General features: G+C 73.8%; 26 protein-coding genes. 12 read left to right on the forward strand and 14 right to left on the reverse strand.

Annotated elements, in window-relative coordinates; genetic code table 11:
* Positions 1 to 153 precede the first annotated feature (153 nt).
* The 4 genes from M4D82_RS30955 (at position 154) to M4D82_RS30970 (ending at position 2,409) form a co-directional block, all read left to right on the forward strand.
* Positions 154 to 801: a HemK2/MTQ2 family protein methyltransferase gene (locus tag M4D82_RS30955; RefSeq protein WP_249770642.1), complete on the forward strand. Its 648-nt coding sequence runs from the start codon at positions 154 to 156 to the stop codon at positions 799 to 801.
* Between the two features lie 70 nt (positions 802 to 871).
* Complete coding sequence (locus tag M4D82_RS30960) at positions 872 to 1,084, forward strand: CDGSH iron-sulfur domain-containing protein (protein WP_249772320.1); 213 nt, start codon at positions 872 to 874, stop codon at positions 1,082 to 1,084.
* Entirely contained in the window at positions 1,081 to 2,130 is a 1,050-nt protein-coding gene (locus M4D82_RS30965) for an iron-containing redox enzyme family protein (RefSeq protein WP_249770644.1), read from the forward strand. Before M4D82_RS30960 ends, M4D82_RS30965 begins: the two co-directional genes overlap by 4 nt.
* A gap of 87 nt (positions 2,131 to 2,217) precedes the next feature.
* On the forward strand, positions 2,218 to 2,409 hold the full coding sequence (locus tag M4D82_RS30970; protein WP_249770646.1) for a CsbD family protein: 192 nt from the start codon (positions 2,218 to 2,220) through the stop codon (positions 2,407 to 2,409).
* A 65-nt stretch (positions 2,410 to 2,474) separates the two neighbouring features.
* Here M4D82_RS30970 and M4D82_RS30975 read toward each other — a convergent pair whose 3' ends face one another.
* The gene (locus M4D82_RS30975) at positions 2,475 to 2,630 is read right to left on the reverse strand and encodes a DUF6131 family protein (RefSeq protein WP_249770648.1); all 156 of its coding nucleotides are present in this window, start codon (positions 2,628 to 2,630) and stop codon (positions 2,475 to 2,477) included.
* 299 nt (positions 2,631 to 2,929) lie between these two features.
* Between M4D82_RS30975 and M4D82_RS30980 the strand changes: the two genes are divergently transcribed.
* Both M4D82_RS30980 and M4D82_RS30985 read left to right on the forward strand, forming a co-directional pair.
* Positions 2,930 to 4,816: an acyl-CoA dehydrogenase family protein gene (locus M4D82_RS30980; RefSeq protein ID WP_249770650.1), complete on the forward strand. Its 1,887-nt coding sequence runs from the start codon at positions 2,930 to 2,932 to the stop codon at positions 4,814 to 4,816.
* A 95-nt stretch (positions 4,817 to 4,911) separates the two neighbouring features.
* Complete coding sequence (locus tag M4D82_RS30985; RefSeq protein WP_249770652.1) at positions 4,912 to 5,775, forward strand: DMT family transporter; 864 nt, start codon at positions 4,912 to 4,914, stop codon at positions 5,773 to 5,775.
* Here the strand turns inward: M4D82_RS30985 and M4D82_RS30990 are convergent, their stop codons facing one another.
* The 3 genes from M4D82_RS30990 to M4D82_RS31000 all read right to left on the reverse strand — a co-directional run bounded on the left by M4D82_RS30990 (position 5,776) and on the right by M4D82_RS31000 (position 8,252).
* On the reverse strand, positions 5,776 to 6,318 hold the full coding sequence (locus tag M4D82_RS30990) for a DUF4232 domain-containing protein (protein WP_249770654.1): 543 nt from the start codon (positions 6,316 to 6,318) through the stop codon (positions 5,776 to 5,778).
* A 124-nt stretch (positions 6,319 to 6,442) separates the two neighbouring features.
* The gene (gene nadE / locus M4D82_RS30995; RefSeq protein ID WP_249770656.1) at positions 6,443 to 7,273 is read right to left on the reverse strand and encodes an NAD(+) synthase; all 831 of its coding nucleotides are present in this window, start codon (positions 7,271 to 7,273) and stop codon (positions 6,443 to 6,445) included.
* Positions 7,274 to 7,334: 61 nt separating this feature from the next.
* Complete coding sequence (locus tag M4D82_RS31000) at positions 7,335 to 8,252, reverse strand: LysR family transcriptional regulator (RefSeq protein WP_249770658.1); 918 nt, start codon at positions 8,250 to 8,252, stop codon at positions 7,335 to 7,337.
* A gap of 118 nt (positions 8,253 to 8,370) precedes the next feature.
* Between M4D82_RS31000 and M4D82_RS31005 the strand changes: the two genes are divergently transcribed.
* The 3 genes from M4D82_RS31005 (at position 8,371) to M4D82_RS31015 (ending at position 11,042) form a co-directional block, all read left to right on the forward strand.
* Positions 8,371 to 9,270 (forward strand): NAD-dependent epimerase/dehydratase family protein, encoded by a 900-nt coding sequence (locus M4D82_RS31005; RefSeq protein WP_249770660.1) that lies wholly within the window; start codon positions 8,371 to 8,373, stop codon positions 9,268 to 9,270.
* Positions 9,267 to 10,175: an aldo/keto reductase gene (locus M4D82_RS31010; RefSeq protein WP_249770662.1), complete on the forward strand. Its 909-nt coding sequence runs from the start codon at positions 9,267 to 9,269 to the stop codon at positions 10,173 to 10,175. Before M4D82_RS31005 ends, M4D82_RS31010 begins: the two co-directional genes overlap by 4 nt.
* 204 nt (positions 10,176 to 10,379) lie before the next feature.
* A complete protein-coding gene (locus M4D82_RS31015; RefSeq protein WP_249770664.1) occupies positions 10,380 to 11,042 on the forward strand; it encodes a maleylpyruvate isomerase N-terminal domain-containing protein in 663 nt (220 codons plus the stop codon).
* Positions 11,043 to 11,057: 15 nt separating this feature from the next.
* Here M4D82_RS31015 and M4D82_RS31020 read toward each other — a convergent pair whose 3' ends face one another.
* From M4D82_RS31020 to M4D82_RS31030, 3 genes are all read right to left on the reverse strand, one after another.
* Positions 11,058 to 11,633 (reverse strand): hypothetical protein, encoded by a 576-nt coding sequence (locus M4D82_RS31020; protein ID WP_249770666.1) that lies wholly within the window; start codon positions 11,631 to 11,633, stop codon positions 11,058 to 11,060.
* Positions 11,634 to 11,832: 199 nt separating this feature from the next.
* Complete coding sequence (locus tag M4D82_RS31025; RefSeq protein ID WP_249772322.1) at positions 11,833 to 12,354, reverse strand: HAD domain-containing protein; 522 nt, start codon at positions 12,352 to 12,354, stop codon at positions 11,833 to 11,835.
* A 58-nt stretch (positions 12,355 to 12,412) separates the two neighbouring features.
* Entirely contained in the window at positions 12,413 to 13,012 is a 600-nt protein-coding gene (locus tag M4D82_RS31030) for a TetR/AcrR family transcriptional regulator (RefSeq protein WP_249770668.1), read from the reverse strand.
* Positions 13,013 to 13,060: 48 nt separating this feature from the next.
* Here M4D82_RS31030 and M4D82_RS31035 point away from each other — a divergent pair, with 48 nt between their 5' ends.
* Entirely contained in the window at positions 13,061 to 13,630 is a 570-nt protein-coding gene (locus tag M4D82_RS31035) for a GNAT family N-acetyltransferase (protein ID WP_249770670.1), read from the forward strand.
* Between the two features lie 33 nt (positions 13,631 to 13,663).
* Here M4D82_RS31035 and M4D82_RS31040 read toward each other — a convergent pair whose 3' ends face one another.
* Genes M4D82_RS31040 through M4D82_RS31060 form a run of 5 tightly spaced genes read right to left on the reverse strand, consistent with a single transcriptional unit; the run spans position 13,664 to position 19,618 of the window.
* A complete protein-coding gene (locus M4D82_RS31040; protein WP_249770672.1) occupies positions 13,664 to 15,106 on the reverse strand; it encodes an MATE family efflux transporter in 1,443 nt (480 codons plus the stop codon).
* A 4-nt stretch (positions 15,107 to 15,110) separates the two neighbouring features.
* Positions 15,111 to 16,151, reverse strand: a complete 1,041-nt coding sequence (locus M4D82_RS31045; protein ID WP_249770674.1) for a cysteine synthase family protein — start codon at positions 16,149 to 16,151, stop codon at positions 15,111 to 15,113.
* Between the two features lie 26 nt (positions 16,152 to 16,177).
* A complete protein-coding gene (locus tag M4D82_RS31050) occupies positions 16,178 to 17,563 on the reverse strand; it encodes a Y4yA family PLP-dependent enzyme (RefSeq protein ID WP_502989033.1) in 1,386 nt (461 codons plus the stop codon).
* On the reverse strand, positions 17,554 to 18,579 hold the full coding sequence (locus tag M4D82_RS31055; RefSeq protein ID WP_249770676.1) for an ornithine cyclodeaminase family protein: 1,026 nt from the start codon (positions 18,577 to 18,579) through the stop codon (positions 17,554 to 17,556). Before M4D82_RS31055 ends, M4D82_RS31050 begins: the two co-directional genes overlap by 10 nt.
* 40 nt (positions 18,580 to 18,619) lie before the next feature.
* Complete coding sequence (locus M4D82_RS31060) at positions 18,620 to 19,618, reverse strand: TauD/TfdA family dioxygenase (RefSeq protein WP_249770678.1); 999 nt, start codon at positions 19,616 to 19,618, stop codon at positions 18,620 to 18,622.
* Between the two features lie 731 nt (positions 19,619 to 20,349).
* On the opposite strand from M4D82_RS31060, the gene M4D82_RS31065 reads away from it, so the two are divergent.
* Positions 20,350 to 21,786 carry an SMI1/KNR4 family protein gene (locus M4D82_RS31065; protein WP_249770680.1) on the forward strand — a complete coding sequence of 479 codons (1,437 nt, stop codon included), beginning with the start codon at positions 20,350 to 20,352 and terminating at the stop codon, positions 21,784 to 21,786.
* Here M4D82_RS31065 and M4D82_RS31070 read toward each other — a convergent pair whose 3' ends face one another.
* Together M4D82_RS31070 and M4D82_RS31075 are read right to left on the reverse strand one after the other, a co-directional pair.
* Positions 21,787 to 23,055 carry an RNA polymerase sigma factor gene (locus tag M4D82_RS31070; protein WP_502989104.1) on the reverse strand — a complete coding sequence of 423 codons (1,269 nt, stop codon included), beginning with the start codon at positions 23,053 to 23,055 and terminating at the stop codon, positions 21,787 to 21,789.
* A gap of 41 nt (positions 23,056 to 23,096) precedes the next feature.
* Positions 23,097 to 23,513, reverse strand: coding sequence for a YciI family protein (locus M4D82_RS31075; RefSeq protein WP_249770682.1), 417 nt, complete (start codon positions 23,511 to 23,513; stop codon positions 23,097 to 23,099).
* Between the two features lie 208 nt (positions 23,514 to 23,721).
* Here M4D82_RS31075 and M4D82_RS31080 point away from each other — a divergent pair, with 208 nt between their 5' ends.
* Positions 23,722 to 23,961: a hypothetical protein gene (locus tag M4D82_RS31080; RefSeq protein WP_249770684.1), complete on the forward strand. Its 240-nt coding sequence runs from the start codon at positions 23,722 to 23,724 to the stop codon at positions 23,959 to 23,961.
* The last annotated feature ends 143 nt before the right edge of the window (positions 23,962 to 24,104 follow it).

Genomic DNA, 24,104 nt, shown 5'->3' on the forward strand with positions numbered 1-24,104 from the left:
CCGCCCGTCGGCGGATCTCACGCCTCCAGTCTGCTCGCGCCCACGACCGCCCACCCCTGCGCGCCGCGCGCCGGGACGCGATCCGGCCGGCCGGCGCGCGCCTCCCGCCGCGGCCGTCGGAATACCCGGGCGCCGCCAGGGCAGCCGCGTCACATGACCGCCCTCGCACTCCTGCCCGGCGTCTACCGCCCGCAGGCCGACACCCGCCTCCTCGCCGAAGCCCTGGAAGCCGAACCCATCGGGCCGGGCAGCGACGTCCTGGAGATCGGCACCGGCAGCGGCGTCCTCGCGCTGCTCGCGGCGCGCCGGGGCGCCGTCGTCACCGCTGTCGACGCCTCCGCGCAGGCCGTGGCCACGGCCCGGATCAACGCCCGCCACCACCGCCTGCCCGTGCGTGTCGAGCACGCCGAGGCGGCCACCTGCGCCCCGGGCCGACGCTTCGACCTGGTCGTCAGCAACCCGCCCTACGTACCGTCGCCGCACCGGCGCGGCGCCGGCGCCGCGCTCGCCTGGGACGCGGGCCCCGACGGCCGCGCGGTCATCGACGGCCTGTGCGACCGGGCCGGCGCCCTGCTGAGGCCGGGCGGCGTCCTGCTGATGGTCCACTCCGCCCTGTGCGGCGGGGCCACCACGGTGGCCCGACTGCGCGTCCAGGGCCTGGACACCCGCATCGTGCGACGCTGCGACATCCCCTGGGGGCCGGTGCTGCGCGCACGAGGTGCCTGGCTCCACGAAAACGGCCTGGCCGACCGGTCCGAGAGCCTGGAGAGGCTGGTGGTGATCCGTGCCGAACGCCCCTGACCCCGAACAGCTCCCCACCGCCGAAACCCCGCCCCCCGAGCCCCCGCCCCCCGAGCCCCCGCCCGCCGAGATCCCGGCCGACCCGCAGCCTCGGCCACGCCGGGTCCTCCTCGACCGCGACCCGCACGGCCCGGTCCTGGTCGAAGGCCCCGTGGAGGCCGTCGGCGTGGACGGCGTCGTCCGCCGCAGCGACCGGTTCATGGTGGCCCTGTGCACCTGCCGGCGCAGCCGCGACTACCCATGGTGCGACACCAGCCACCGTTCCAAGGAGCGCAGACGATGAGCGTCCCCCCGACCGCCGCCGAGGCCGCCTGGCACACCGCCCCGCGCGGCCCGGTGTCCGAGGCCGTCGCCACCGCCCTGCTCAACCACACGCCGCCGCCGGCCGCGCCGTGCGCCGAGGCCGCCGACGCCGCCGACCCGTGGGGCGAGGACCTCCACCTCGCCCTGTACCTGCTGTACGAGCTGCACTACCGGGGTCTGCCCGGCGTGGCCGACGACCGCGAGTGGGACCCGGCCCTGCTGGGCCTGCGGGCCGCCCTGGAGCAGCGTTTCGTCACCGCCCTGGAGGACGCCCTGCCGTGCGACCGGACCGTCGCCGAGGCCTTCGCGCCCCTGCTGGTCGAGACGGCCGGCGGCGCCGGCGGCATCAGCGCCGCCCTCGTCGCCGGCGGAACCCTGCGTCAGGTCCGCGAGTACGCCGTCCTGCGCTCCCCGTACCAGCTCAAGGAGGCCGACCCGCAGGCCTGGGGCATTCCGCGCCTGACCGGCCGCGCGAAGGCCGCGTTCGTCGCCGTCGAGTACGACGAGTTCGGCGCCGGGCACCCCGAAGCGATCCACGCGCGGCTCTTCGCGGACCTCATGGTCGACCTCGGCCTGGATCCCGCCTACAACCACTACCTCGGCCACGTGCCCGCACCCGCCCTCGCCACGGTCAACCTGATGTCCCTGTTCGGACTGCACCGGGCCTGGCGCGGCGCCCTCGTCGGCCACTTCGCCTGTGTGGAGACGACCTCGTCGCCGGGCTCGAAGCGCATGGTGCGCGCCCTGACGGCCTGCGGAGCGGGCCCGGCCGCCATCCGCTTCTACGCCGAGCACGTGACCGCCGACGCCGTCCACGAACAGGTCGTCCGCCACGAGGTCGTCGGGGGTCTCCTGGAGGAGGAGCCCGACCTCGAACCCCAGGTGGCCTTCGGCTGTGACGCCACCGTGCTGCTGGAGGCCCGGCTCGCCGAACACGTCCTGACCGCGTGGAACCGGAACGAAACCGCCCTGCGCCGCCCCCTCCCCGAGGGCCCCGAGGAGGGGGCCGGGCACTCCAGCGGGTGATCCGACAGGCGATATGGGGCGATCTCGCCTAGTTTGTGTGCGTCAGTAGTCCACGTCAGCAGTGTCAACACACACCAAGGAGTCGTCATGGCGGACAAGGGCAAGATGGACCAGACGAAGGGCAAGGCCAAGGAAGCCGCGGGCAAGGTCACCGGCAGCGAGCGGATGAAGGCCGAAGGCAAGACGGAGCAGGCCAAGGGCAAGGCCAAGGAGAACATGGCCGACGTCGAGGAGCGGGCCCGCGAGGCCGCCGAGAACCTCCGCGACAAGCGCAAGTAGCGGCGACCGACCGGCGGGCCGGAGCCCCCACGAGGGGAGCTCCGGCCCGCCGGTCAGGGCTGCCGCTACCAGTAGTGTCGGCGTCCTCCGACCGCGTGGCCCATGGCGCCGATGATCCACAGGATGGCACCTATGACCAGCAGGATCACGCCTATGGTCCACAGGATGTTGATGCCGGTGATAAAACCGACGACAAGAAGGATGATGCCCAGAATGATCACGGTGTCCTCCTGACTCGTGGGCCCCCTGTCGACTCGGTGTTCTCCCCGCGTCTTCCCCGGATCACCGCATCACACGCATCGCTGGTGAAAACGCGATGCCCGCCCCGCGCGCACCGTCGTCCCCTCGGGCAGCTTCGTCCCCGCCGGTTGTGAGGGGGCGTTGGGGAGGTACCTCCAGCCGTTCGGTGGGCCGGGCGAACGCAGAACCGAAACGGCAAGATCGTTGCGTGGGTTCGGCCGCCGTCGTTGTCCGAGACGTGTTGATCACCCACGAGAGTCACGTGAACCCCGCGGGGCCCGTGCCCGCAGCCCGGTCGGCGGCAGGGACCGGTACCGGCGCGCTCGTCGCGGCACTGAGCCGCGCCCTCTTCGAGGAGGGCCCCGATCCACAGGGGAGCGAATCCGCGCACCGGGCCGGCGGCGACGTCCTGACCGGCGGGGTCCACGGCCCGTGGCGGCACGCGATCACCCACCCCGTCTTCCGCTGGGCCGAGGGCGCCGACACAGAGCGCCGCCACGACCTGGCGTACGCACGACTGCGCACCCTCGCCGCCGCCGCACCGGCCACGACGGCCCACGACCCGCGCGCCCTCGCCGCCCTGCACGAGTGGGCCTCCGCGGTCGACGGAGCGGTGGCCACCGTCGCCGGGATCCACTACAATCTCTTCCTCGGCAGCCTCCTGGACGACGACCTCTCCGCCCCGCGCGACCTCGGCCCCTACCTCGGGATGGAGCGGACCGGAACGTTCCTGTGCACCGAGCGGGCCCACGGCAACGACGCCGCCGCCCTGGAGACCACCGCCCGCTACGACCGGGCCCGCGACGGGTTCGTCCTGCACACCCCCCACCCTGGCGCGCAGAAGTACATGCCCAACACCGGTCCCGCCGGCGGACCCAAGGACGCCCTCGTCGCCGCGCGCTTACTGCTCGACGGCCGCGACGAGGGCGTCTTCCTGTTCCTCACCCCGCTCACCGGCCCGGACGGCCCGCTGCCCGGCGTACGGATCGACGCGCTGCCCGATCGCACGGGCGACCCGGTCGACCACTGCGTCACCTCCTTCGACCGGGTGTGGCTGCCGCGCACCGCCCTGGTGCAGGGGCCGCACGGGCGACTCGGCGCGGACGGGGTGCTGCGCAGCGACGTGGGCAGTGCCCGGCGACGTTTCCTGCACGCCATCGCCAGGGTCACCGTCGGCAGGCTCTGCATGAGCGCGGCCACCCTCGGCGGCTGCCGCACGGCGCTCGCGGTGGCCGTCCGCTACGCCGGCCTGCGGCACGTCTCCGGCCCGGCGGCCGGACAGCGGGTCCCCCTGAGCGCGCACCGCAGCCACCGGGACCGGCTGCTGTCCTGCACGGCACGGGCCTACGCCATGACCCTCCTGCACCGCTTCGCCACCGAGCGGATGTGCGCGCACCGGCCGCACGAGCGCGCCGACGCGGAGCGGACGGCCGCCCTCGCCAAGGGCTGGATCACCTGGCAGGCCCGTGACATCGCCATCGAGGCCCGTGAGCGGTGCGGAGCGCGCGGGCTCTTCCCCGTCAACGGCCTGGCCCACTACCCGGCCAACATCGACGGGGCGATCACCGCCGAGGGGGACAACCTCGCGGTCTGGTGCAAGGCCGGCGCCGAAATGATCTTCGGGCACCCGCTGCCCGAGCCCCCGGCGCCGGCCGACGGCCGTGAGCGGCTCACCGACCCGGCGTTCCTGCGGCGCCTGCACACCGCCGTCGCCCACGACGCCCAGCGGCGGGCCCGCCGGGACCTGCGCGCCGGCGACCCGCACGACGTCCTGGGCCGGTGGAACAACGCCGCGCCCGCCGCCCTGGAACTCGTCGCGGCCCGCGCCTGCGCCCTGGCCGCCGACGCCTTCACCGCCGCCGTGGAACGGACCACCGATCCGGCGGCGCGGCGGGTGCTCGGCGACCTCTGCGCGCTCTTCCGGCTCCAGACACTGCGTCCGGAGACCGGCCCCCTGCTCGCGGCCGGCCACCTGACGGCGGACCAGGTGCTCGCCCTGCCGGACGAACTGCGCGTGCTGGGCGACCGGCTGGCCCCGTACCTGCCCGCACTGACCGACGCGTTCGGCGTCCCGGAGGAGCACCTCGCCTCGCTCCCGCTGCTGTCCGCCGCCGACCAGGGGATCGCCCTGCCCGAGCAGGCCGGGGCACCCGCAGGGCGCGGTTGAGCGGGGCGCGGGTACGCCACGTCCGTCCGTATGGCGGCGGGCCGGCGGGACGTGTCCCACCGCCGCGGCGGACCCCGGCGGGTCAGGATCGGGCCATGGGTTTCCTCCTGCCGGTCTCCTTCGCCCTGTTCGCGGCGCTCAGCAACGCCCTCGCCACCGTCCTCCAGCGCCGGGCGGCGCTCACCGTGCCGCAGAGCGAGGGGTTCCGCTTCGGGCTGGTCCTCGACCTGCTGCGCCGCCCGGTGTGGGTGGGCGGCATCCTGGCCGTGATCGCGGCCGGGGTGGGGCAAGCCCTCGCCCTGGCCACCGGCGCGCTCACGCTCGTCCAGCCCCTGTTCGTCCTGGAGTTGCCGCTGGCCCTGCTGATCGCCTCGCTGATGACGCGCAAGCACCTGCCCGGGGTGGTGTGGCTCGCGGTCGCCGGGGTGGTGGCGGGGCTGGCCGTCACGCTCGTCGCGGCCTCACCGTCCGGGAACCGTACGCACGTGCCCGCCGACCGGTGGGTGCCGGCCCTGGCCGGCTGCGCCGCGGCCGTCGCCGTACTCGCCCTCGCGGGTCTGCGGCGCCCGCCGGGCCGGGCCCGCGCCGGCTGCCTCGGGGCCGCGACCGCGGTCTGCTACGCCCTGACCGCGGCCCTGATGAAGTCCGCCGTGCACGTCCTCGGGGACGAGGGCCTCGTCGCGTTCCTGACCGGCTGGGAGACGTACGCCTTCGCCGTGAGCGGGATCTGCGCGCTGCTGCTCCTCGAACACGCCATGCAGGCCGGCCCGCTGGTGGCCTCCCAGCCCGCGCTGACCCTCGGCGACGCGAGCGTCAGCGTCGCCCTGGGCGTCCTGCTGTACGAGGAGCGGCTCCGGGCGGGCTGGTGGCTGCTGCCCCAGCTGCTGGGCATCACCCTGATCTGCGTCGGGGTCTTCGCCCTGGCCCGCTCCGAACCCGAGGACACGGCGGAAACCTGATCAGCGGAAGGCGGTGGCGGTCACCGTCGTGCCGCACAGCGCGAAGTCGCCGCCGTCGGCCGGGCCGAGCTGGAGGGCGCCGCCCGCGACACCCACCACCATCGACGGCGCGACGGTCGGCTCGGCGCCCGAGGCGCAGTACCCGTCGGCCTCGCCCAAGACCGGCTTGAAGCCGATGAGCGTCGACGCCGTGCCGCCGACCCGCAGGGTCACGGGCCCGGCCTTCCCCTGGCGGGTGACCGTGAGCGGCCGGTTCTTGTCGGGCGATCCCTGTCCGGCCAGTGCCACGGTCGGGAAGCCCCGGAGGACGCACGGCTTGGGGCCCTCGTTGATCACGGTGACCCGGACCACGGTGGCCCCGACCCGCTGCGCGCTGTTCGCCACGAGCTGGTTGTGTGTGCAGGGGGCGGCAGGTGCCTGTGGGGCGGAGGCCGGGGCATCCGTTGCGGCCGCGGACGTGACGCCGGCCGTCAGTGTGCCGGTGATGACCACCGCTGTGAGCAGCAGGGACGAGGCCGTGCGGAGGCTCCTCGTACGCTTCATGGCTTCTCCAACCCCCGGTCGTGGCGGAACGCCCGTGTGCCCCCTCCCACCACCATCCCAACGCCTTCCGCGAGGCGCGACCGGACCTCCGGCGGCCCGGTCCTCGGGCCGCCGGGGGCGGGTGTCACGGGGCGATCGGCAGCCGACGCTTGTGGTCGGTGAGCCGGTAGCGGCGCACGATCGTCGCGAAGGCCTCCTCGGCGACGGGCTTGCCCTCCAGGAAGTCGTCGATGTCGTCGTACGTGACACCGAGCGCGTCCTCGTCGGCCTTGCCCGGGTCGAGGGTCTCCAGGTCCGCCGTGGGCGTCTTCCACACCAGCGCGGTCGGGGCGCCCAGGGCGTCCGCGACGGCGCGCACCCGGCGCTTGGTCAGGCCGGTGAGCGGAACGACGTCCGCCGCGCCGTCACCGAACTTCGTGAAGAAGCCGGAGACCGCCTCGGCCGCGTGGTCCGTGCCCACGACCAGGCCGTCGTGGGCGCCGGCCACCGCGTACTGGGCGATCATGCGCTGGCGGGCCTTGATGTTGCCCTGCACGAAGTCCTGGTGGTGGGCGTCGCGGAACTCGGTGCCACCGGCCAGGCAGGCCGCCAGCGCGGCGTCGCTCGCGGGCTTCACGTCCACGGTCAGCACCCGGTCCGCGGCGATGAAACCGAGGGCGAGCTGGGCGTCGTGCTCGTCCGCCTGGACTCCGTAGGGCAGCCGCATGGCGTAGAACGTCGCCTCGTGCCCGGCCGCCCGGACCCGCTCGACGGCGAGCTGGCAGAGCCGGCCCGCCGTGGTGGAGTCCACACCGCCACTGATCCCGAGGACCAGGGACCGCAGGCCGGTGGAGGTGAGACGCTCGGCGAGGAACGCCACGCGACGCTCGATCTCCCGTTCGGCGTCGAAGGTCTCCGACACCTCCAGTTCCCGGGCGATCTCTTGCTGCAGGGTGACGGACCCGGGCGGGTTCACGGGCTGCTCCTCGTGGTCGTGCGTGCGGTGTACGCGGTGTGCCGAAGCTGACCCCACGACCTTAGTCCAAGCCCCGACGGGTGAGGCGGGAGGCCAGGTCCTCGGCCAGCCGGGCGGCCGGCCCGCGGCGGCGGCGGGAGAGCGCCAGGCCCAGCCGGCGGCGCGGGCTCGGCTCCGCGAGCGGGAGCGCGACCAGGTCGGGGTGCGGGGCGAGGCCGATCTCGGGGATCAGCGCGATCCCGACGCCGGCGCGGACGAGCGACTGGGCGAACTCGTAGTCCGTCGCCGTACACGAGATGCGCAGCGCGACGCCGACCAGTTCGGCGTACCGCGCCAGCTGGCCGGCGGACTTGCGGCAGCCCAGGATCCAGCGCTCGTCGGCGAGTTCGGCCAGGTGCGCGGGCTCGGGCCGGGACGCGTAGAGCTCGGTCGCCCGGTGCCGGCGCGGCAGGACGACCCGGAGCGGGTCCGTGCCGAGGGGCGTCCAGTCCAAGCCGGAGCGGTCGCCGGGACGGGCCGGGGGCGGCCCGTCGAGGTGATAGGCCAGGGCGATGTCGGCCGCCCCCGCGCGGACGGCCGGCAGGCTCTCCTCCGGCTCCGCCTCCAGGATCGTCAGCTCCACTTCCGGATGGTCGTCGACGAAGCCGGCCAGCGCGGGCGGCAACAGCCGGCGGCCCGCGCTGGCGAACGTGGCCACCGTGAGCGCCGTACGCTCCGCCGCCAGCCGGTCGATGCGCTGCTGGGCGTCGGCCAGTTCGGCGGCGATCGCGTCCGCGGCCTCCACCAGCAGCCGGCCCGCCTCGGTCAACGTGACGCCGCGCGTGGAGCGTTCCACGGCCGCCGCGCCGAGCCCGCGCTCCAGCGCGGCGATCTGCTGCGAGACGGCCGAGGGCGTGCAGCGCAGCGCGGACGCGGCCCGGTTGAAGCTGCCGTGGTGGGCGACGGCGCGCAGCACGGCCAGCCGTTGGACGTCGATCAACAGTTCTCCTTATGGCCAGTGGGGCGAATGGATACTACCGCTGTTGATCGGATCGGCCGAGACTGATCACCGAGGCCCGGACGTACGGACGGGAGGGACAGTGGAGGAGGGGCACGGAATGGACGTGTGCGTGATCGGAGGCAGCCGCTACTTCGGACGGCGGCTGATCGAGGACCTGCGGGACGCGGGCGCGGCGGTGACCGTCGTCAACCGGGGCTCGACGCCCGCGCCGCCGGGCGTGACCCACCTGCGCGCCGACCGCGACGACGAGACCGCGCTGCGCGCCGCGCTCGCCGGCCGCTCCTTCGACGTCGTGATCGACCAGGTCTGCTACTCGCCGCTCCAGGCGGCCGTGGCCGCCCGGGTCTTCGCCGGCCGCACCCGGCGCTACGTGATGACCTCCACCGTCGAGGTCTACGCCGAACGTGGCCGGCCGGGAGGCGCGGCGCTGACGGAGGAGGCCGTCGACCCGTCGACCGGGCCGGTGGACCTCGACCTCCCCTGGACGGACGGCGGGTTCCTGGACGGCCACTACGGCGAGGGCAAGCGTCAGGCCGAGGCCCTGTTCACCCGGCAGGCCGCCCCCTTCGACTTCGTCTCCGTCCGCACCGCCCACGTACTCGGCGGCGCCGACTTCACGGGGCGCCTCGCCCACTACGTCGAGCGGATCGAACGCGGCCTGCCGGTCGTTGTCCACGCCGCGCCCCAGCCGGCGTCCTTCGTCCACGAGGCGGAGATCGCCCGCTTCCTGGCCTGGGCCGCGGCGGCCGACTTCACCGGTCCCGTCAACGCGGCGTCCCACGGGGCGCTGGACGCCCGCGCGCTGAGCGCGGCGATCGGCCGCGCGCTGGGGCGGGCCGCCGCTGCGGAGTCGGTCGTGCGGCCGGGGGAGCCCGTCTCGCCGTACTCCTTCGACCGCTGCTACGCGATGGACACCACCCGGGCCACCCGCCTGGGCTTCCCGTTCTCCGCGGTCGCCGACTGGCTGCCGCTCGTCGTCAAGGAGACCGTTCGATGACGAACGCCCGGACCGCGCCCGCGCTCACCCGTACCGTCGGCGGCATCCCGGTGGGCCCCGTCGGCCTCGGCGCCATGCCGCTCTCCGTCGAGGGACGCCCACCCACCGACCAGGCGATCGCCACGATCCACGCGGCGCTCGACGCGGGAGTGCGACTGATCGACACCGCCGACTCCTACCACTGGCACGCCGGCGAACTCGGCCACAACGAACGGCTGATCGCCCGCGCGCTCGCCGACCACGGCAGCGGCGCCGACGAGGTGCTGGTGGCGACCAAGGGCGGCCGGGGCCGCCCCGGCGACGGATCGTGGACCGTGGACGGCGACCCGCGCCGGCTGCGCCGCGCGGCCGAGGGCTCGGCGGCCCGGCTCGGCGTGGAGGCGATCGGCCTCTACCAGCTGCACAAGCCCGACCCGGACGTCCCCTTCGCCGACTCGGTCGGCGCCCTGCGGGACCTGGCCGACGCCGGGACGATCCGGATGGTCGGCCTCTCCAACGTGGACCCGGCGCAGATCCGAACGGCGCGCGAGATCCTCGGCCCCCGGCTGGTGTCGGTGCAGAACCGCTTCTCCCCGGCCCACCCGTCCACCCGCGACACCCTCGACCTGTGCACGGAACTCGGCCTGGCCTTCCTGCCGTGGAGCCCGCTCGGCGGCATCTCGCCCAGCGCCGTCGACGACCCGGCCGAGCCCGCGCCGGCGCCCCTGACCCCCTTCCACACCCTGGCCCGGACCCGCGGCGTCAGCCCGCAACAGGTCTGCCTGGCCTGGCACCTGGCCCAGTCCCCGATGGTCATCCCGATCCCGGGCGCCCGCCGCCCGGCCTCCATCCGCGACTCGGCCGCCTCGGCCGCCCTCACCCTCTCGACCGAGGAACTGGCCACCCTGGACGGCCACACGACCTAGGTCGTGTCTTGTGGATCATGCCGGGCTCGCGGTGTCCGGTGCCGCGCCTCGCCGCGTTGTCGTCGGTCGCCAATGCTCCGCATTGGCTCCCTCCTCCGCCTTGCGACGCACGGCACCGGACGCCGCTCCCTGATCCGGCCTGATCCACAAGACACGACCTAGCGGCAGGTTGTCGCCGCTCGGCCCCCGCACTACCGTGCCGACGTGGATCTCTTCTCCCGCGCATGGACGGCCCTGCGCACGGCGGTCGCCGAACTCCCGGACCCGGACTTCGCGCGGCCGTCCGGCTGTGCCGGCTGGCTCGTACGGGACCTCGTATGCCACCTGATCATCGACGCGCAGGACGTCCTGATCACCCTCGTCACCCCCGCCGCGACGGAACCGACCGTCGACGCGGTGACGTACTGGCACCTCCAGGACCGACCGCCGACAGGCGAGGACCCGCTCGACGCCCTCACCGTCCGGCTGGCGGCCGCGTACGGGGAACCGCACCTGCTCCGCTTCCACCTCGACGACGTGGGCTCCGCGGCCGGCCGCGCCGCCGAACTCGCGGATCCCGAAGCACGGGTGAGCACCCGCGACGAGGTCCTCACGGTGGGCGACTACCTCGGTGCGTACGTCCTGGAGTGGACGCTGCACCACCTCGACCTGATCGCCCACCTGCCGGACGGGGGGCCGGCGCAGCCACCCGCGGAGTGCCTGGCCCGCTGCCGCGCGATGCTGGAGGAGATGGCCGGGGCCGCCTTCCCCGCGTCGTTCACCGACCGCGACGCCCTCCTGGTCGGCACCGGCCGCCGTGCCCCGACGCACGCGGAGCGGGCCGAGCTCGACGACACGGAGCTCGCCCTCCCCCTCGTCATCGGCTGAGGCAGGCTCAGCAGCTCAGCCCTCGTAGCGGAACAGACGGCTGCGCGCCGCCCGAGGGCTGATCCCGAGGCCGATGGCGACCCGCTCGACCGGCACCTCGTCCTGCCCCAGGTAATGCGCGGCGGTCCCGGCGATCCGGGCACTGGTCCGCTCCAACGCGGCCACCGCCCGCAACGCCGCGAGGGGCCCGGTGTCGGCGAGCGCCTCCAGCTCCGTGGTCACCAGCTCCAGCAGCTCCCGCACCCGCTCGGGCAACGGCACGGCCCGCGCCTCGACGCCGGCCATGTGCCCCCGCCACTCGCCCAACGGGCCGTCCATGTCGAGGGAGAAGGGGAGCGGCAGATCGTCGCCGACGCGCCCCCAATCGATCGGGTGCAGCCGCTCGCCGCGCCACCCGCAGGAACACGCGGCCCGCACGCTCGCCGCGACGGGCGAGCCGTGCGTGCCGTCGTAGTCCCACCAGTCGGTGCTCGTGTCGAAGCCGGACCCGCTGCCCATGTCGAAGATCAGCGGATTCGGCTCGCTCCCGTCGGCCAGGACCGCCGCCGGCCGGCCCTCGTGCTCACCCGCGAACTCGCTGGTCTGCCACATCCGTTGCTCCCCGGGTCCGTAGCGCGGCGATCCCCCGCTGCGACGATGCCCCGGCCGCACCCCCCGAAACCGTCCGCGCCCCGGCCGGACAGGTCGTCGGAGCGGGCCGGGGCGGCGTACGGGGTGGCGGGTCGCCCGCCCGGACAGTGCTGTCCTGTGGAGGCTGCTCGCACCCTGACCCCCCGATGCCGTCTTCGGGTCAGCGGTGCCGCCTCAGCCACGCGTCGAGGACCGCGTAGTCCCCATCGGTCAGACCCTGTCGAGGGTCGACGCGATGGAGCAGGGCGGGGGCGGGGTGGTGAGCGGCGACCCAGGCGCGGTCGGTGTCCGTCACCTCGTCGTCCACCCACGCGAAGGGGCGGCCTGCCGCCCGGTGGACGAGGGGGCGGGTCTTCCAGTGCAGCCCGATCCGCTCGTCCTCGGCGTCGGTGTCGGACGGCTCCGGCCAGGCCACCACGGGCAGCGGTGGCAGGCCGACGCGCGGTGCGACGCACTCGTTGGCGTCGGCCATCCACGTCGTGGCCCAGACCACCTCGCACGGCAGCGCCGCGAGCCGGGGCCCGTGCGCGGGATTGATCCGGGCCAACAGCGGATTGGCGGCGACGTCAGGCACGTCACGCTCCGCCCGGTAGGTCGGATGCGGCTGCGGCGCGGCACCGAACGGTATGAGCGGTCCGTCCACATCGAGGAAGAGCAACGGAAGCCGCGACGAGCCGGTCACGACGGCATCGGTGTCCAGCGGGTCGTTCTCCATGGGGTTCAGTCTCACAGGAGGCGGTTCATCCCGAGGCCGTGCGGCCGGCCAGAGCGGCCATGTAGTCGTCCAGGAGTTCCGTCTGGCGACTGGGTGGGAACGCCTCGGGGGCGAACAGGGCCTGCACCGTCAGGCCCAGGACGAAGGACTGCGCGCCCGCCGCCACCCGCTCCGGGTCGCCGGGCGGCAGCTCGCCCAGGTACTGCGCGGCGGCGACGAGGTCGCGCAGCCGTGCGCGGCTCTGGCCGTACTTGGCGGCGTGGTCCGCGCTCACCGCCGGGTCGGCGAGCGCGGTGTCCCAGGAGGACACCCAGATCCGGTTGGTGGCGGTGGCCTCCGGGGAGAGCGGGAGGACCCCGAGCAGGGCGGCCCGTAGGGCGGCGAGGCCCTGCCCGGCGGGCTGCGGGCGGCCGGCCGCGGTGCGCTCCGTGAGCAGGTCGAGGGCGTACGCGACGAGGTCCCGCTTCGCGGGGAAGTAGTGCGTGACGAGCCCGGTCGTGGCCCCCAGCTCGGCGGCGACGGCGCGCAGCGTCAGGCCGCCGAAACCGTGCGCGGCCAGCACGCGCCACACCGCCTCGGAGACGTCGCGGCGACGGGCTTCGTGATCGCCCTTGGTACGTGGCATGCTGCTACGGTACATAACCGTAACGCTCGTTGTGTGAATGGGGTTCCCATGTTCTCCCTCCCGCTCCGGGACGGCGCCCGGCTCCGCCCGCTCGAGATCCGGCACGCCGAGGAGTTCGCCGCCCACCTCGACCGGGCCCGCGAGCACATCCGCCCCTGGGTCGGGCCCGCCTTCGTCACCGACAGCCTCGACGGCGCGCGCGGCACGCTGAGCCGCTACGCCGAACGCCAGGCCGCCGACGGCGCCCGCCTCTTCGGCATCTGGCTCGACGACGGCACGCTGGTCGGAGGCGTGATGTTCACGAGCTTCGACGCCGCCTCCGGCTCCTGCGAGGTCGGCTGCTGGCTGGAGCCCGCCGGCGAGGGACGCGGCCTGATCACGCCGGCGTGCGCCGTCCTGTTGGACTGGGCGTTCACGGAACGGGGCGTCCACCGCGCCGAATGGCGGTGCCGCGCGGACAACGAGCGGAGCGCGGCCGTTGCCAAGCGGCTCGGCATGACACTCGAAGGGGTGCGGCGCGAGGCCTGGCCCTTCCGCGGGACGCGCTACGACGCGCAGATCTGGGCGGTCCTCGCCCCCGAGTGGCGGTCGGCCGGCGGCGCTGCTCGCACGGCCTGACGGCTCGGGGCCCGAACCGAGCCGGGGCGTGCGTCAGAGCGCGGCGGGGACGTCCGTCGGGGGCCGGCGCAGGTCGAGGGATCGGGTGTAGCGGCGCAGCAGGAGTACGGCGGTGGTGGCGAGGCCGGTGAGGAGGCCGAGCCAGATGCCGAGGGTGTCGAGGCCGAGGGCGTAGGCGAACAGCCAGGAGGCGGGCAGGCCGACGGCCCAGTAGCCGACGAGGGTGATGCGGAAGCCGCTCTTGGTGTCGTCGAGGCCGCGCAGGAGTCCGACGCCGATGTTCTGGGCGCAGTCGAAGAACTGCAGGAACGCGGTGACGATGAGCAGGTGCGTGGCGATGGTCAGGGCCTCGGCCGAGCCGGAGGAGGCGGAACCGGAACCGGAGCCCGGGTCGAGGAACGGTGCCAGGACCAGCCCTGGGATCGTCAGGTAGACGACGCCGACCACGGCCATGACGGCGGCCGCGCAGGCGAGCGCGGTGTTCTTGATGCGGCGGGCGGCGTCGTGACGGCCGAGGGCGAGTTCGCGGCTGACGTTGATGGACGCGGCGTGCGAGAGGCCCACGGCGACCTGGAAGACGACGTAGACCAGTTGGTTGACGGCCGTGTGCGCGGCCAGGGCCTCGGGGCCGAAGGACCCGGCCATCAGGGCGGTGAGGGAGAAGAACCCCGCTTCGGAGCCGTAGGTGGCGGCGATCGGCACGCCGAGGCCGATCAGGCGCCTGACCACGGCGGGATCGGCCCGGGTGAGGCGCAGGGAGAGCAGCGGGGCGAGTTCGCCGTCCTTCTTCGCGAAGAGGTAGAGGGCGGCGAAGGTGAGGAGGTGGACGGTCGACGTGGCGATGCCCACGCCGGTGAGGCCGAGGTGGGGCAGGCCGAAGGCGCCGTGGATGAGCACCCAGTTGAGGCCGGCGTTGACGGCGACCGAGGCGATGGTGATCCGCAGGAGGGCCTGGGGGCGGCGCATGCCGACGGTGAACTGGCGGATGGCCTGGAACCACAGGCAGGGCAGCAGGCCGGGCGCCAACACGTAGAGCATGCTCCGGGTGAGGTCGACGACGGCCCGGTCCTGGCCGAGCAGGGACAGGGCCTGCCCGATGAGGACCATGAGGACGGCGCCCGCGATCCCGGCGAGCGTGGCCAGCGCCATGCTCGCCCGGACGATGCCCCGGACCTCCTCGCGGGCTTCTTCCGTCGCGCCGACGCCCCCCGACCCCACCCGGGCCGCGCCCTGTTCGGCGCGGGCCGCCGCGGCGGCCACCTGGTTGCCGACGGAGGTGACCAGGCCGACGCCCATCGTGCGGATCTGGTTGAAGATGACCAGGGCCAGGCCGCCCGCGGCGAGTTCCGTCGTGCCGAGCAGCCCCATCATCACCGTGTCGGTGGTGGTCAGCGCGACCTGCGCGAGCTGGGTGAGGATGAGCGGGACGGCGAGGGTCGCGAGCGCGCGACTGTCGCGCAGGAGAGTCGTCAGCATGGGTTTAACGGTTTCCCCCGGGCTTGGGCTTGAGCTTGGCGAGGAGTTCGTCGATTTCCCGCTCGGTGTCGGGGCTCAACAGGTTCCGTGCGCGCATCCACGCGTCGTTGAAGACGGTGTCCATGTACTTCTCGCCACCGTCGTTGACGAGGGCGACCACGGTACTGCCGGGCCGCAGCGATCCGAGGCGGAACAGGGCCTCGTGGACGACGCCACCCGCCGAGCCACCGATGAGCAGACCGGTACGGGCGACGGCGCGGCAGGTGGCGAAGGCCTCGACGTCGCCGACCTTGACGCCTTCGTCCAGGAGGTCGAAATCGACCAGCGCACCCAACTCCGCCCCCTCGGGGGTGCCGGTGCCGGACTGGTAGTAGTCGTGGGCGGGGCCACCGAAGGCGATGGACCCCTTGGGTTCGACGCCTACGATACCGAACCCGCTGATGAGCGTGCGCAGTTCGCGTGCCGTGCCGAACAGGGCGCCGCCGGTGCCGACGGCGCCGATCAGGACGTCGATGTTCCCGCCGAGGGCCTCCACGAGCTCGTGGGCGACCGGGTGGTAGCCGACGCCGTTCGCCAGGTTGTTGTGCTGCTCGGTGAAGACGGTGTTGTCCCGGCCTCGGGACAGCTCCTCCGCGAGTTCCTCGCGTGCGGCGGTCGCCAACTCCTCGGCGCCGTCGTCCGCGACGTACACGAGCTCGGTGCCGAGGGCTTTCATGCCACGTAGTTTGTCGGGGCAGGCGTGGTGGTCGACGACGGCGGTGAAGGTGTAGCCGCGCTCGGCGGCGATGACGGCGAGCCCGAGGCCGGTGTTGCCAGAGGTGGATTCGACGATCCGGCCGCCGGGACGCAGTACGCCGGCCTCCTCGGCGGCGTCGACCATGGCGCGGGCCATGCGGATCTTGGCCGTGCCGGTGGGGTTGAACATCTCCAGCTTGAGCAGGAGGCGGCTGCCGGTCTCGGTTCTCGCGAGCTCCAACAGGGGGGTGTAGCCGATGAGGTCGGACACGCGGGAGACCACGGCGGGTCGCTGAAGGGCTCCGGGCATCGTCAGCTCCAGGTGGGGAGAGTGGGTCAGGCGAAGTGGCGGTCCAGGCGCCAGCGCGGGCGCGCCCCGTCCGTACGGTCGATGACGACCTTGGGCGGCAGGGGCAGGTCGTGGAACGGGGACTCGTTGGAGTCCATCTGGTAGCCGGCCGTGTTGGGGTACACGAGGAGGTCCCCGGCCCGGGGCCTGCGGGGGAAGGTGATCTTGCGCCAGGTGAGCATGTCGGATTCCAGACAGGTGGCTGCTCCCACGCTCGCCCGGTACGGGCCACCGTCCGCCTGATCGCCGGCGTCCCGGGGGAGCAGGATCGGGTCCGGCAGGTACTCGCTGTTGAACCACTGCTCCGACAGGCTCAGGCTGGTCCCGTCCACGGTGATCAGCCCGTAGCCGTCACGGTCCTTGACGCCCCGCACCGTGAAGACGCTCGCGCCGGCCTGGTCGAGCAGGGCGCGGCCGGGTTCCATGAGCAGGGTGATCCGGGCGTCCCTCAGGAGGGTGGCGAGGGTTTCGTCGCGGCCCGCCGGTCGGGTGGTGAGGAGGTCCGCCAGGGCCTGTGCACCGGGTCGGGGACAGTGGTACGGGTAGAAGTCCGCGCTCTCGAACGTCTTGCCCGCGTGGTAGTGGCGCTCGTCGTGCGCCGCGAGGAACGTGCGCCAGCTGACTGCGTCGGTGTAGCTGATCGGCAGGCCGCCGCCGACGCTGATCCGGCTCGCGTCGTGCCCCTGGACGCGTGCCTTGAGGCACAGGTCCGCCAGCCGGCCGGCCAGTTCGGCGCGCGGCCGGATCTCGTAGCCGGACAGGTGGAAGGAGAATCCCTCCATCCGCACCGCCTCGCCGGCCCGGAGGCAGCGTTCCAGGGCGGTGGCGAGTTCGGCGTCGTTCATGCCGAACCGGCTGTGCGGTTGTCCGGGCGGCAGGACGCGCAGCAGGATCCTGGCCGGGCGGTCGCCTCCGGCGGGCCCGCCCGTGACCAGCGCGTCGAGCTCGTCGAGGGCGTCCACCGCGATGAGCGCGCCGTGCTGGACGGCCGGGCGCAGCAGAGCGGGATCCTTCGCCGGCCCGGTGACGACGACGTGCTCGCCGCGTACGCCGTGCCCCAGGGCCTCGCGCAGCTCGGCGGCCGAGGCGACGTCCACGCCCGCGCGGGCGGCGGCGGCCCGTTCGACGAAGACGGCGGCCTTGTTCGCCTTCTTCGCGAAGTAGACGAAGCCCTCCACATCCGCCCCGTCCAAGGCTTGCCGCAGGGCCGCCAGGTTCGTGTCGAAGGCGTCGGGCAGCAGGAAGTGGAACGGACCGCCGAACGCGTAGGCCAGCTCGGGCAGCAGACCGGACGCCATCACCCGCTCCGCCGCCGGGTCCGGGCGGACCGGCAGGGTCGGCGGCCGCCCGGGGTCGAGGGGGGTCACTGCCACAGTGGCACCTCGGTGCCCAGGTTCTGGGCGAGGGCGAGTTGGGCGAAGCGGTGACCGAGGGCGATGTCGGTGACGACGAGACCGCTGTTGTAGGCGAAGATTCGTTCCTTCGCGTGGTGTCGACCGGCGGTGAGCCCGGCGATGACGGGCGGGAACTCGCTGTCGACGGCGGGCAGTTTGCCGTCGACGTCGGCCATGTCGGTGCCGGTGACGTTCATCTGGGCCTCGCTGGTGGCGATGACGCGGTCGGCGTGGTGCAGGGTGGAGGGGGCCAGGCCGTGGCCGACGAGGATCGCGAGGGAGCCGGCCTTCAACCACGAGGCCTCCACGGCGGCCGGCGTGTGCCCGCCGGCGGTGGCGACGATGACGTCCGCGTCGCCGGCGGCGGCCCGCAGGTCGGTGACGATCTCCACGTCCCGGTCGGGGAAGTGGGTCCGCAGCCGTTCGCGGACGGCGGCGATGCCCTCGGGGTGGGTGCCGAAGAGCATGAGGCGTTCGAGGTCGGGGAGGGTGGTGAGGAGGAAGGGGAGGGCGAGGCGTCCTTGGGTTCCGGTGCCGATGACGAGCGCGGACCGGGCGCCGGGGGCGGCCAGTTCGCGTGCGAGGAGGGCGGAGACGGCGGGCGTGCGCAGGGAGCCGATGCGGGAGCAGTCCATCATCGCGACGGGCAGACCGGTCACGTCGTCGTAGAGGGTGAGCGAGGTGTAGTAGTGCTGCTCGTCGCGGCCCTTGTCCAGGCCGTGCTTGTAGCTCGTCTTGATGGCGACGACCTCGCGGGCGCCGTCGCGGCCGAGCATGGCGTAGGACACCGAATGCCCGTCGGCGGGCTTGACGGTGAGCTTGCGGGGGTTGTCGGACCGGCCGGCGTGGAGGGTGAGGTAGGCGCCTTCCACGGTGTCCACCACGTCGGCCAGGGATATGTCGATCCCGGCGAGGTCGGAGGTGGACAGGATCCGCAGGTGCTTGCCGTCGCCGGATGTTGGCCGGGCTTCGTGTGCGTCGTGGCTGTCGGTCATGGGCTCTGCTTCCTCCGGTGCGGTCGCGGGTGGGAGGTGGTCAGCTCGCGTGTGCTTCGAGGGCGCTCTGCCCGTAGCCGTGCTCGCCCGCTTCGGCCGGGGGGCGCGTACGCCGTCCGGGGACGCGTACGGAGACGCGCTTGAGCCAGCGGTCGGTGCCGTCGTAGCGGGCGCGGAAGGGGACGCGGCCGTGGACGACGAGGTCGTTGTCGACGACCAGGACCTCGCCGGGGCTCAGGGACACGGCGACCGATACGCGGGCCAGCTCGTCGCAGAGCCGCCCGTAGGCCGCCCGGTAGGCCTCGTCGTCGGCGGCGGCGAGGGGGGTGTAGGCGGGGTCGAAGCGCAGGGTCAGGCCGTCCTCGGAGGCGTAGAGGGCCGGGACCGGCGGCGGGTCTTGGTCGGTGAACCCCTGGGCATCGGCGTACGCGTCGTCGGGCAGGATCGGCAGGACCGCCCGGGTCAGCAGGTCCACGTCACCGGCGGCGAGGCGGGTCCTGCGGACGCAGGCGGCGGTGGTGGCGACGCCGTCGTGGTTGCGCATGCAGCCCAGCATCAGCAGGTGGGCGCGGCCGGGGTGGAAGGCGTCCTCGGTGTGGGGGCTGAGCAGGACCGTACTGGACGCACCGGTCTGCTCGTCCTCGTGGCCGGGGGAGGGCACGATGTTGTGGACGAACCGCCCGTCCTGCTGCCCTTCCCAGGCGATGGGGTTGCCCATCACGGAGGCCAGCAGCAACAGGGCGACGTCGTGTACGGCGCCACTGTCCCCGGCGGTGGCCCACCCGGCCGGGGTGGGTCCGAGGGCGGCGTCCTCGACGAGGAGACCGCGCAGGACGAACAGGCCGTCGGCGGTGTCGACGGGCCGGCAGGGGTGGCGTAGGGCGTCGCCGAGGGTACGGGCGCCTTCGGCCACCCGCTTCAGGAGGGCGGGGGAGGTCGCCGACGTGCCGAATTCGGAGAGGATCCGCTCCGCGGCCCGGCGGAGTTCGGCCACGGCGTGGGCGTCGAGCTGGCGGAGCGGAGCGGCTGCCGTGCTCATGGCGAGGGGTTCCGTTTCCGTGGGGAGTCAAGGGCGAACCGGCTGTGGGTGGGGTCGGTTCATCACGCGCGGTGCGGGACCGCGGGACCATGACGGGCAGTGCGGGAGCGGCCGCGTGATCAGGGCGGCGTCGAGCTGCGTCCATCGGGGAACGACCTGAACGTAGCACTAAAGTTAGGTAAGGCAAACCTTATCGGTCAATCGAAGCGCTCAGATTGACGGAGCGTCAAATCGCCTCTGTGGATGCGCCGTCGAGAACAAGCCAACCGCGCCGCATTCGCCGGGCCGCCGTCGCCCACGGGCCGGAGCCGTTGGACGCCGTTTCCTGACGCCCGCTTACCCGCGTTCCCAGTGGAAGCAGTTTCCGCGGCGGCCCTTGGCGTCCGGCGTGACGCTCTCGCACGGCGTCGGCTCCTCGGCCGGGGGCGTGACGCGTTCCCAGCGGGCGGGCCCCGACGGCTCGTCGCTCGCGTTCCCCTGCAGGGCGAGCGTGGCTCCACCCCCCACAAGAACGAGGCCGGCCCAACCGACCACCACCCACCGCCGGACCGCCCCCGCCATCACCGCCACCGCCCCGTTTCGCCGCTCGGGGCCTCATGCCCCACCCACATCGTCGGCGATCATGCCCCGCAACCCCACGCGCGATGCGAACGGTTGACCGAAAGTGCGGTGTTTGTCGGCTGATCACGCCCACCTCCGCGGTTGTCAGTCGCCCGGCGTACGGTCTGCGCATGGATGATCAGAACCCTCTTTGGCCCTCATCGGCGGCGGTGCACGACTTCGCGACCTGGGAGCCCGTGCTGCGGCTGCTGCGGGACAGCGGCGTGGAGAAGAAGACCACCGCCCCCTCCCTCCGCGTGGCGGGACGCATCGGCCGCACCGGCTGGAGTCTGCGGCTGCGGCGAAGGCTTCCCCCGCCCGGTCGCGCTGCCCAGGCGGAGGACATGCGGGACGAGACGGAGGCGGTGCGGCGGGTGCAGCGCGCGCTCGCGGCCGTCGGAGTCGACGACGTCTCGTTCACGGCGGCCATAGCACCGGACGGGACGACCACGCTCCGCCTGCTCGGGCCCAGCCCCGCCGTCAAGCCCGGCATGGGAACCCCGCACCCGGGGGTGCTCATCCTGGTCGAGGGCGCCGTTCCCGAGCCCTGGCGGCGGCTTCCCGATCCGACGCCCGGGGCGGCGCCGGCTCCCTCGGCGGATCCCGCGTTGCTGGAGCGGACGCTGCGCGAGCGGTTGCCCGACGCCATCGGCGCGACGGAGGCGGAGATCGCCGCCGCGGAGGCGCGTCTGGGCGTCGCCCTGCCCGAGGAACTCAAGGCCCTCTACCGGGTGACGCGTTCACGGTGGGAGGACCTGGATGACGACGACCACGAGGCGGCGCGGCGTGCGTGCGTGGCGGTCGGCTGCGAGCTCTTCGCGTTGGACGACCTGTACATCGCCGACGCGTCGTCGCGCCACTGTGGATGGGAGTTCGCGGCGATGGAAGCGGTGGTCACCGCGCCCGACGCCGCGGTGCAGGGGCTGGTCGGCTCACCCGGTTGGATCGTCTTCGGTGACAACGGCGGTGGGGACCGGCTGGCCGTCGATCTGACGCCCGGCCCGCGCGGACACACCGGGCAGGTCGTCATCATCGGCCACGAGGAGAACATCGGCGCCGACCTCGTCGCCGACTCGCTCACCGACCTGGTGATGAACCGGCGCAGCCGGCGAGGCGGCGGCTCGGGCGCGGACCGGCCGCCCGCCGTGGCGCACGTCAACATCCGAAGCCTGCCGAGCGTCGAGGCCGCCGCACACCCCGGCCTGGAGGTGCTGTCCATCGGCGTGTGGGACGCCGAACCCCTCAGCCTCGCCCCGGTCACCGACCTGCCGCGCCTGCGGACCCTCGCCGCCTACCCCGGCACGCTCGCCGACCCGCTGGAGATCGCCGCGCTCACCACCCTGGAGTTCCTGGCGCTCGGCCCCGAGGAATGGCGCGTCCTCCTCGACGCGAAAGCCGTCCCCCGCACCCTCTCGGCCGCCGCCATCAAGGTCCACGGCGACCAGGACCCCCTCCCCGTCGTGGCCATCGCCAACGACCTCCTGGCCCTCTGGAACCGCCCCCCGATCCTCCAGACCACCCTGAAGGGCACCCTCGGCCCCGCGCCTTCCGCCGCACGCGTGGAGTGACTACGCCAAGCGGGCCGCGCGCAGTTGCAGGTAGCGGCGTTCCGGGGCGCTGAGGGTACGGGCCGCCGCCTCGGCGTACGCGGCGCGGGCCGCCGGCCGATCGCCCGCCATCTCCAGCAGGTGGGCGCGTACGGCGTGCAGGCGGTGGTGCTCGGCGAGCCGGTCGTCCTCGTCCAGGGAGCGGAGCAGCGCGAGGGCCTGCCGCGGCCCGTGCACCATGGCCACGGCGACCGCGTGGTTGAGGAGTTCCACCGGTCCGGGGACCAGCCGGATCAGCAGCTCGTACAGGGCGAGGATCTCCGGCCAGTCGGTGTCGCCCGCGCTCGGGGCCTCGTCGTGGACGGCGGCGATCGCGGCGCGCAGTTGGTAGGGGCCGAGCGGGGCGTGCGTGAGCGCGTCGCTGACCAACGCGACCCCCTCGGCGATCGCGGCGCGATCCCACCGGGAGCGGTCCTGCTCGGCGAGCGGGATCAGGCTGCCGTCGGGCCCGGTACGGGCCGCGCGCCGGGCGTCGGTGAGCAGCAGCAGGGCGAGCAGGCCGGCCACCTCGCCGTCCGTCGGCAGCAACGCGTGCACGGCCCGGGTGAGGCGTATGGCCTCGGCGGACAGTTCGACGCGCGTCAGGTCGGGACCGGACGTCGCGGTGTAGCCCTCGTTGAAGATCAGGTACAGCACGTGGAGCACGTCCGCGAGGCGGCGCGCGCGCCGGCCCTCGGGCGGCATGGCGAACGGCGTCCCGGAGGACTTGATGTGCCGCTTCGCCCGGCTGATGCGCTGCGCGACGGTCGCCTCGGGCACCAGCAGCGCGCGGGCGATCTCCGCCGTGGTCAGGCCCCCGACCGCGCGCAAGGTCAGCGCGATCCGCGCGGGTGGGGAGAGATCGCCGCGGCAGCACAGGAAGAGCAGCGTCAACGTGTCGTCCTCGGCGGGCGCGCGGCTCTCGCCGGGCGGCGGCGCCGTGAAGGCGTCGCGCGGGGTCAGGGCGAGGTCGTTCGACTCCCGCCTCCTACGCGCCTCGTCGGCGCGGAGCCGGTCCACGAGCCGCCGCGAGGCCACCCGGATCAGCCAGCCGCGCGCGTTGTACGGGCGACCGTGCGCGGGCCACTGCTGCGTGGCGGCGAGCAGGGCGTCCTGGACGGCGTCCTCGGCCTCGTCGAAGTGTCCGTAGCGGCGCACCACGGCGCCGAGGACCTGCGGCGTCAGTCGGCGCAGCAGGTCCTCGGTCGGAACGGCGGGACCGCCGGCAGCCGCGTCCGGCACGCCTGACACGTCCGGCACTCCCGGTACTCCCGGCACGTCCGGCACCTCCGTCACGCCTCGATCGTCGGACCTTCGTCGATCGGCTGGACGACGACGGGGTAGGCCGGGGCACCCTCCGGCTGGGGGCACAGGTAGGCCCGCGCGGCGATCTCGGCGGCGCGGGCGAAATCGGGCACGTCCACGACCCAGTATCCGGCGAGGACCTCCTTGGTCTCGCCGTAGGGGCCGTCCGACACCACCGGGGTGCCGTCAGGCTCCGCCGTCACCAGCCGGGCCTGCCGGGGCGAGGCCAGCCCTTGGGCGTCGACCAGCTCGCCCGCCTCCGCGATGTCGTTGGTCAGGGCCTCCATGTGCGCGAACATCGCCTTCAGGTCCGCCTCCGTCCAGGCGGGACCGCCCTTTCCGGCGGCGCCGGACATGGCGGCGTAGTCCTCCTGCTTGCCGAGCACCATCAGCATGTACTTCATGGTGTGCCACTCCTTCGCTCGTGGCCCCGAAGGGCCTCTCACAGGAGACGTCGGAGCCCTCTCTCCATTCTCGACACGGTCGGGGAAATCAGTACGGCGCAGCATGCCGGGCCATTGGAGTGAAAAGGCGTTCCCCGGAAGCCGCTCGCGATGTTGAGCCGGTCGCGCGCACCATTTCGGTCGCGTCATCGAGATTCTTGGGAGAGTCATGCGTATTCGCTCTGCTCTGACGTCGTCTGTCCTGGCCGCCGGCATCGTGCTGGGTGGCGCCGGCGCCGCGCTGGCCGACGGCGTCGACATCGGCCGCTTCGCCGGTGGTCACGCGGGCTTCGCGTTCACCTGCTCGTCGGCCGCGGCGATCCCGGCGAACTTCGGTCCCGCCTGGACCTCCACCTGCGCCGGCGAGGGCGAGAAGGAGTGGGCCAAGGCCTACCACCTGGGCGCCTGAGGCACCGGAGCGGGCGTCGCGGCCGGTGCCCGACGCCCGCTCCGGCCCGCGTGACGTTCACGACCGGTGCCAAGTCGCCGCCGAAGGTCGGGCATTCCCGCGTGTCACCCCGACGGACGTCGGCCATGCGGACGCCCCCGGCG

The sequence above is a fragment of the Streptomyces sp. RerS4 genome, from assembly GCF_023515955.1.
GTDB lineage: Bacteria > Actinomycetota > Actinomycetes > Streptomycetales > Streptomycetaceae > Streptomyces.

What these genes read in the sequence shown, in the direction of transcription:
- M4D82_RS30955 (WP_249770642.1), top strand. Translation starts at nt 154, where the DNA reads ATGACCGCCCTCGCACTCCTGCCCGGCGTCTACCGCCCGCAGGCCGAC.
- M4D82_RS30965 (WP_249770644.1), top strand. Translation starts at nt 1,081, where the DNA reads ATGAGCGTCCCCCCGACCGCCGCCGAGGCCGCCTGGCACACCGCCCCG.
- M4D82_RS30970 (WP_249770646.1), top strand. Translation starts at nt 2,218, where the DNA reads ATGGCGGACAAGGGCAAGATGGACCAGACGAAGGGCAAGGCCAAGGAA.
- M4D82_RS30985 (WP_249770652.1), top strand. Translation starts at nt 4,912, where the DNA reads ATGGGTTTCCTCCTGCCGGTCTCCTTCGCCCTGTTCGCGGCGCTCAGC.
- M4D82_RS30990 (WP_249770654.1), bottom strand. Translation starts at nt 6,318, where the DNA reads ATGAAGCGTACGAGGAGCCTCCGCACGGCCTCGTCCCTGCTGCTCACA.
- M4D82_RS31005 (WP_249770660.1), top strand. Translation starts at nt 8,371, where the DNA reads ATGGACGTGTGCGTGATCGGAGGCAGCCGCTACTTCGGACGGCGGCTG.
- M4D82_RS31010 (WP_249770662.1), top strand. Translation starts at nt 9,267, where the DNA reads ATGACGAACGCCCGGACCGCGCCCGCGCTCACCCGTACCGTCGGCGGC.
- M4D82_RS31020 (WP_249770666.1), bottom strand. Translation starts at nt 11,633, where the DNA reads ATGTGGCAGACCAGCGAGTTCGCGGGTGAGCACGAGGGCCGGCCGGCG.
- M4D82_RS31030 (WP_249770668.1), bottom strand. Translation starts at nt 13,012, where the DNA reads ATGCCACGTACCAAGGGCGATCACGAAGCCCGTCGCCGCGACGTCTCC.
- M4D82_RS31035 (WP_249770670.1), top strand. Translation starts at nt 13,061, where the DNA reads ATGTTCTCCCTCCCGCTCCGGGACGGCGCCCGGCTCCGCCCGCTCGAG.
- M4D82_RS31040 (WP_249770672.1), bottom strand. Translation starts at nt 15,106, where the DNA reads ATGCTGACGACTCTCCTGCGCGACAGTCGCGCGCTCGCGACCCTCGCC.
- M4D82_RS31045 (WP_249770674.1), bottom strand. Translation starts at nt 16,151, where the DNA reads ATGCCCGGAGCCCTTCAGCGACCCGCCGTGGTCTCCCGCGTGTCCGAC.
- M4D82_RS31055 (WP_249770676.1), bottom strand. Translation starts at nt 18,579, where the DNA reads ATGACCGACAGCCACGACGCACACGAAGCCCGGCCAACATCCGGCGAC.
- M4D82_RS31060 (WP_249770678.1), bottom strand. Translation starts at nt 19,618, where the DNA reads ATGAGCACGGCAGCCGCTCCGCTCCGCCAGCTCGACGCCCACGCCGTG.
- M4D82_RS31065 (WP_249770680.1), top strand. Translation starts at nt 20,350, where the DNA reads ATGGATGATCAGAACCCTCTTTGGCCCTCATCGGCGGCGGTGCACGAC.
- M4D82_RS31075 (WP_249770682.1), bottom strand. Translation starts at nt 23,513, where the DNA reads ATGAAGTACATGCTGATGGTGCTCGGCAAGCAGGAGGACTACGCCGCC.
- M4D82_RS31080 (WP_249770684.1), top strand. Translation starts at nt 23,722, where the DNA reads ATGCGTATTCGCTCTGCTCTGACGTCGTCTGTCCTGGCCGCCGGCATC.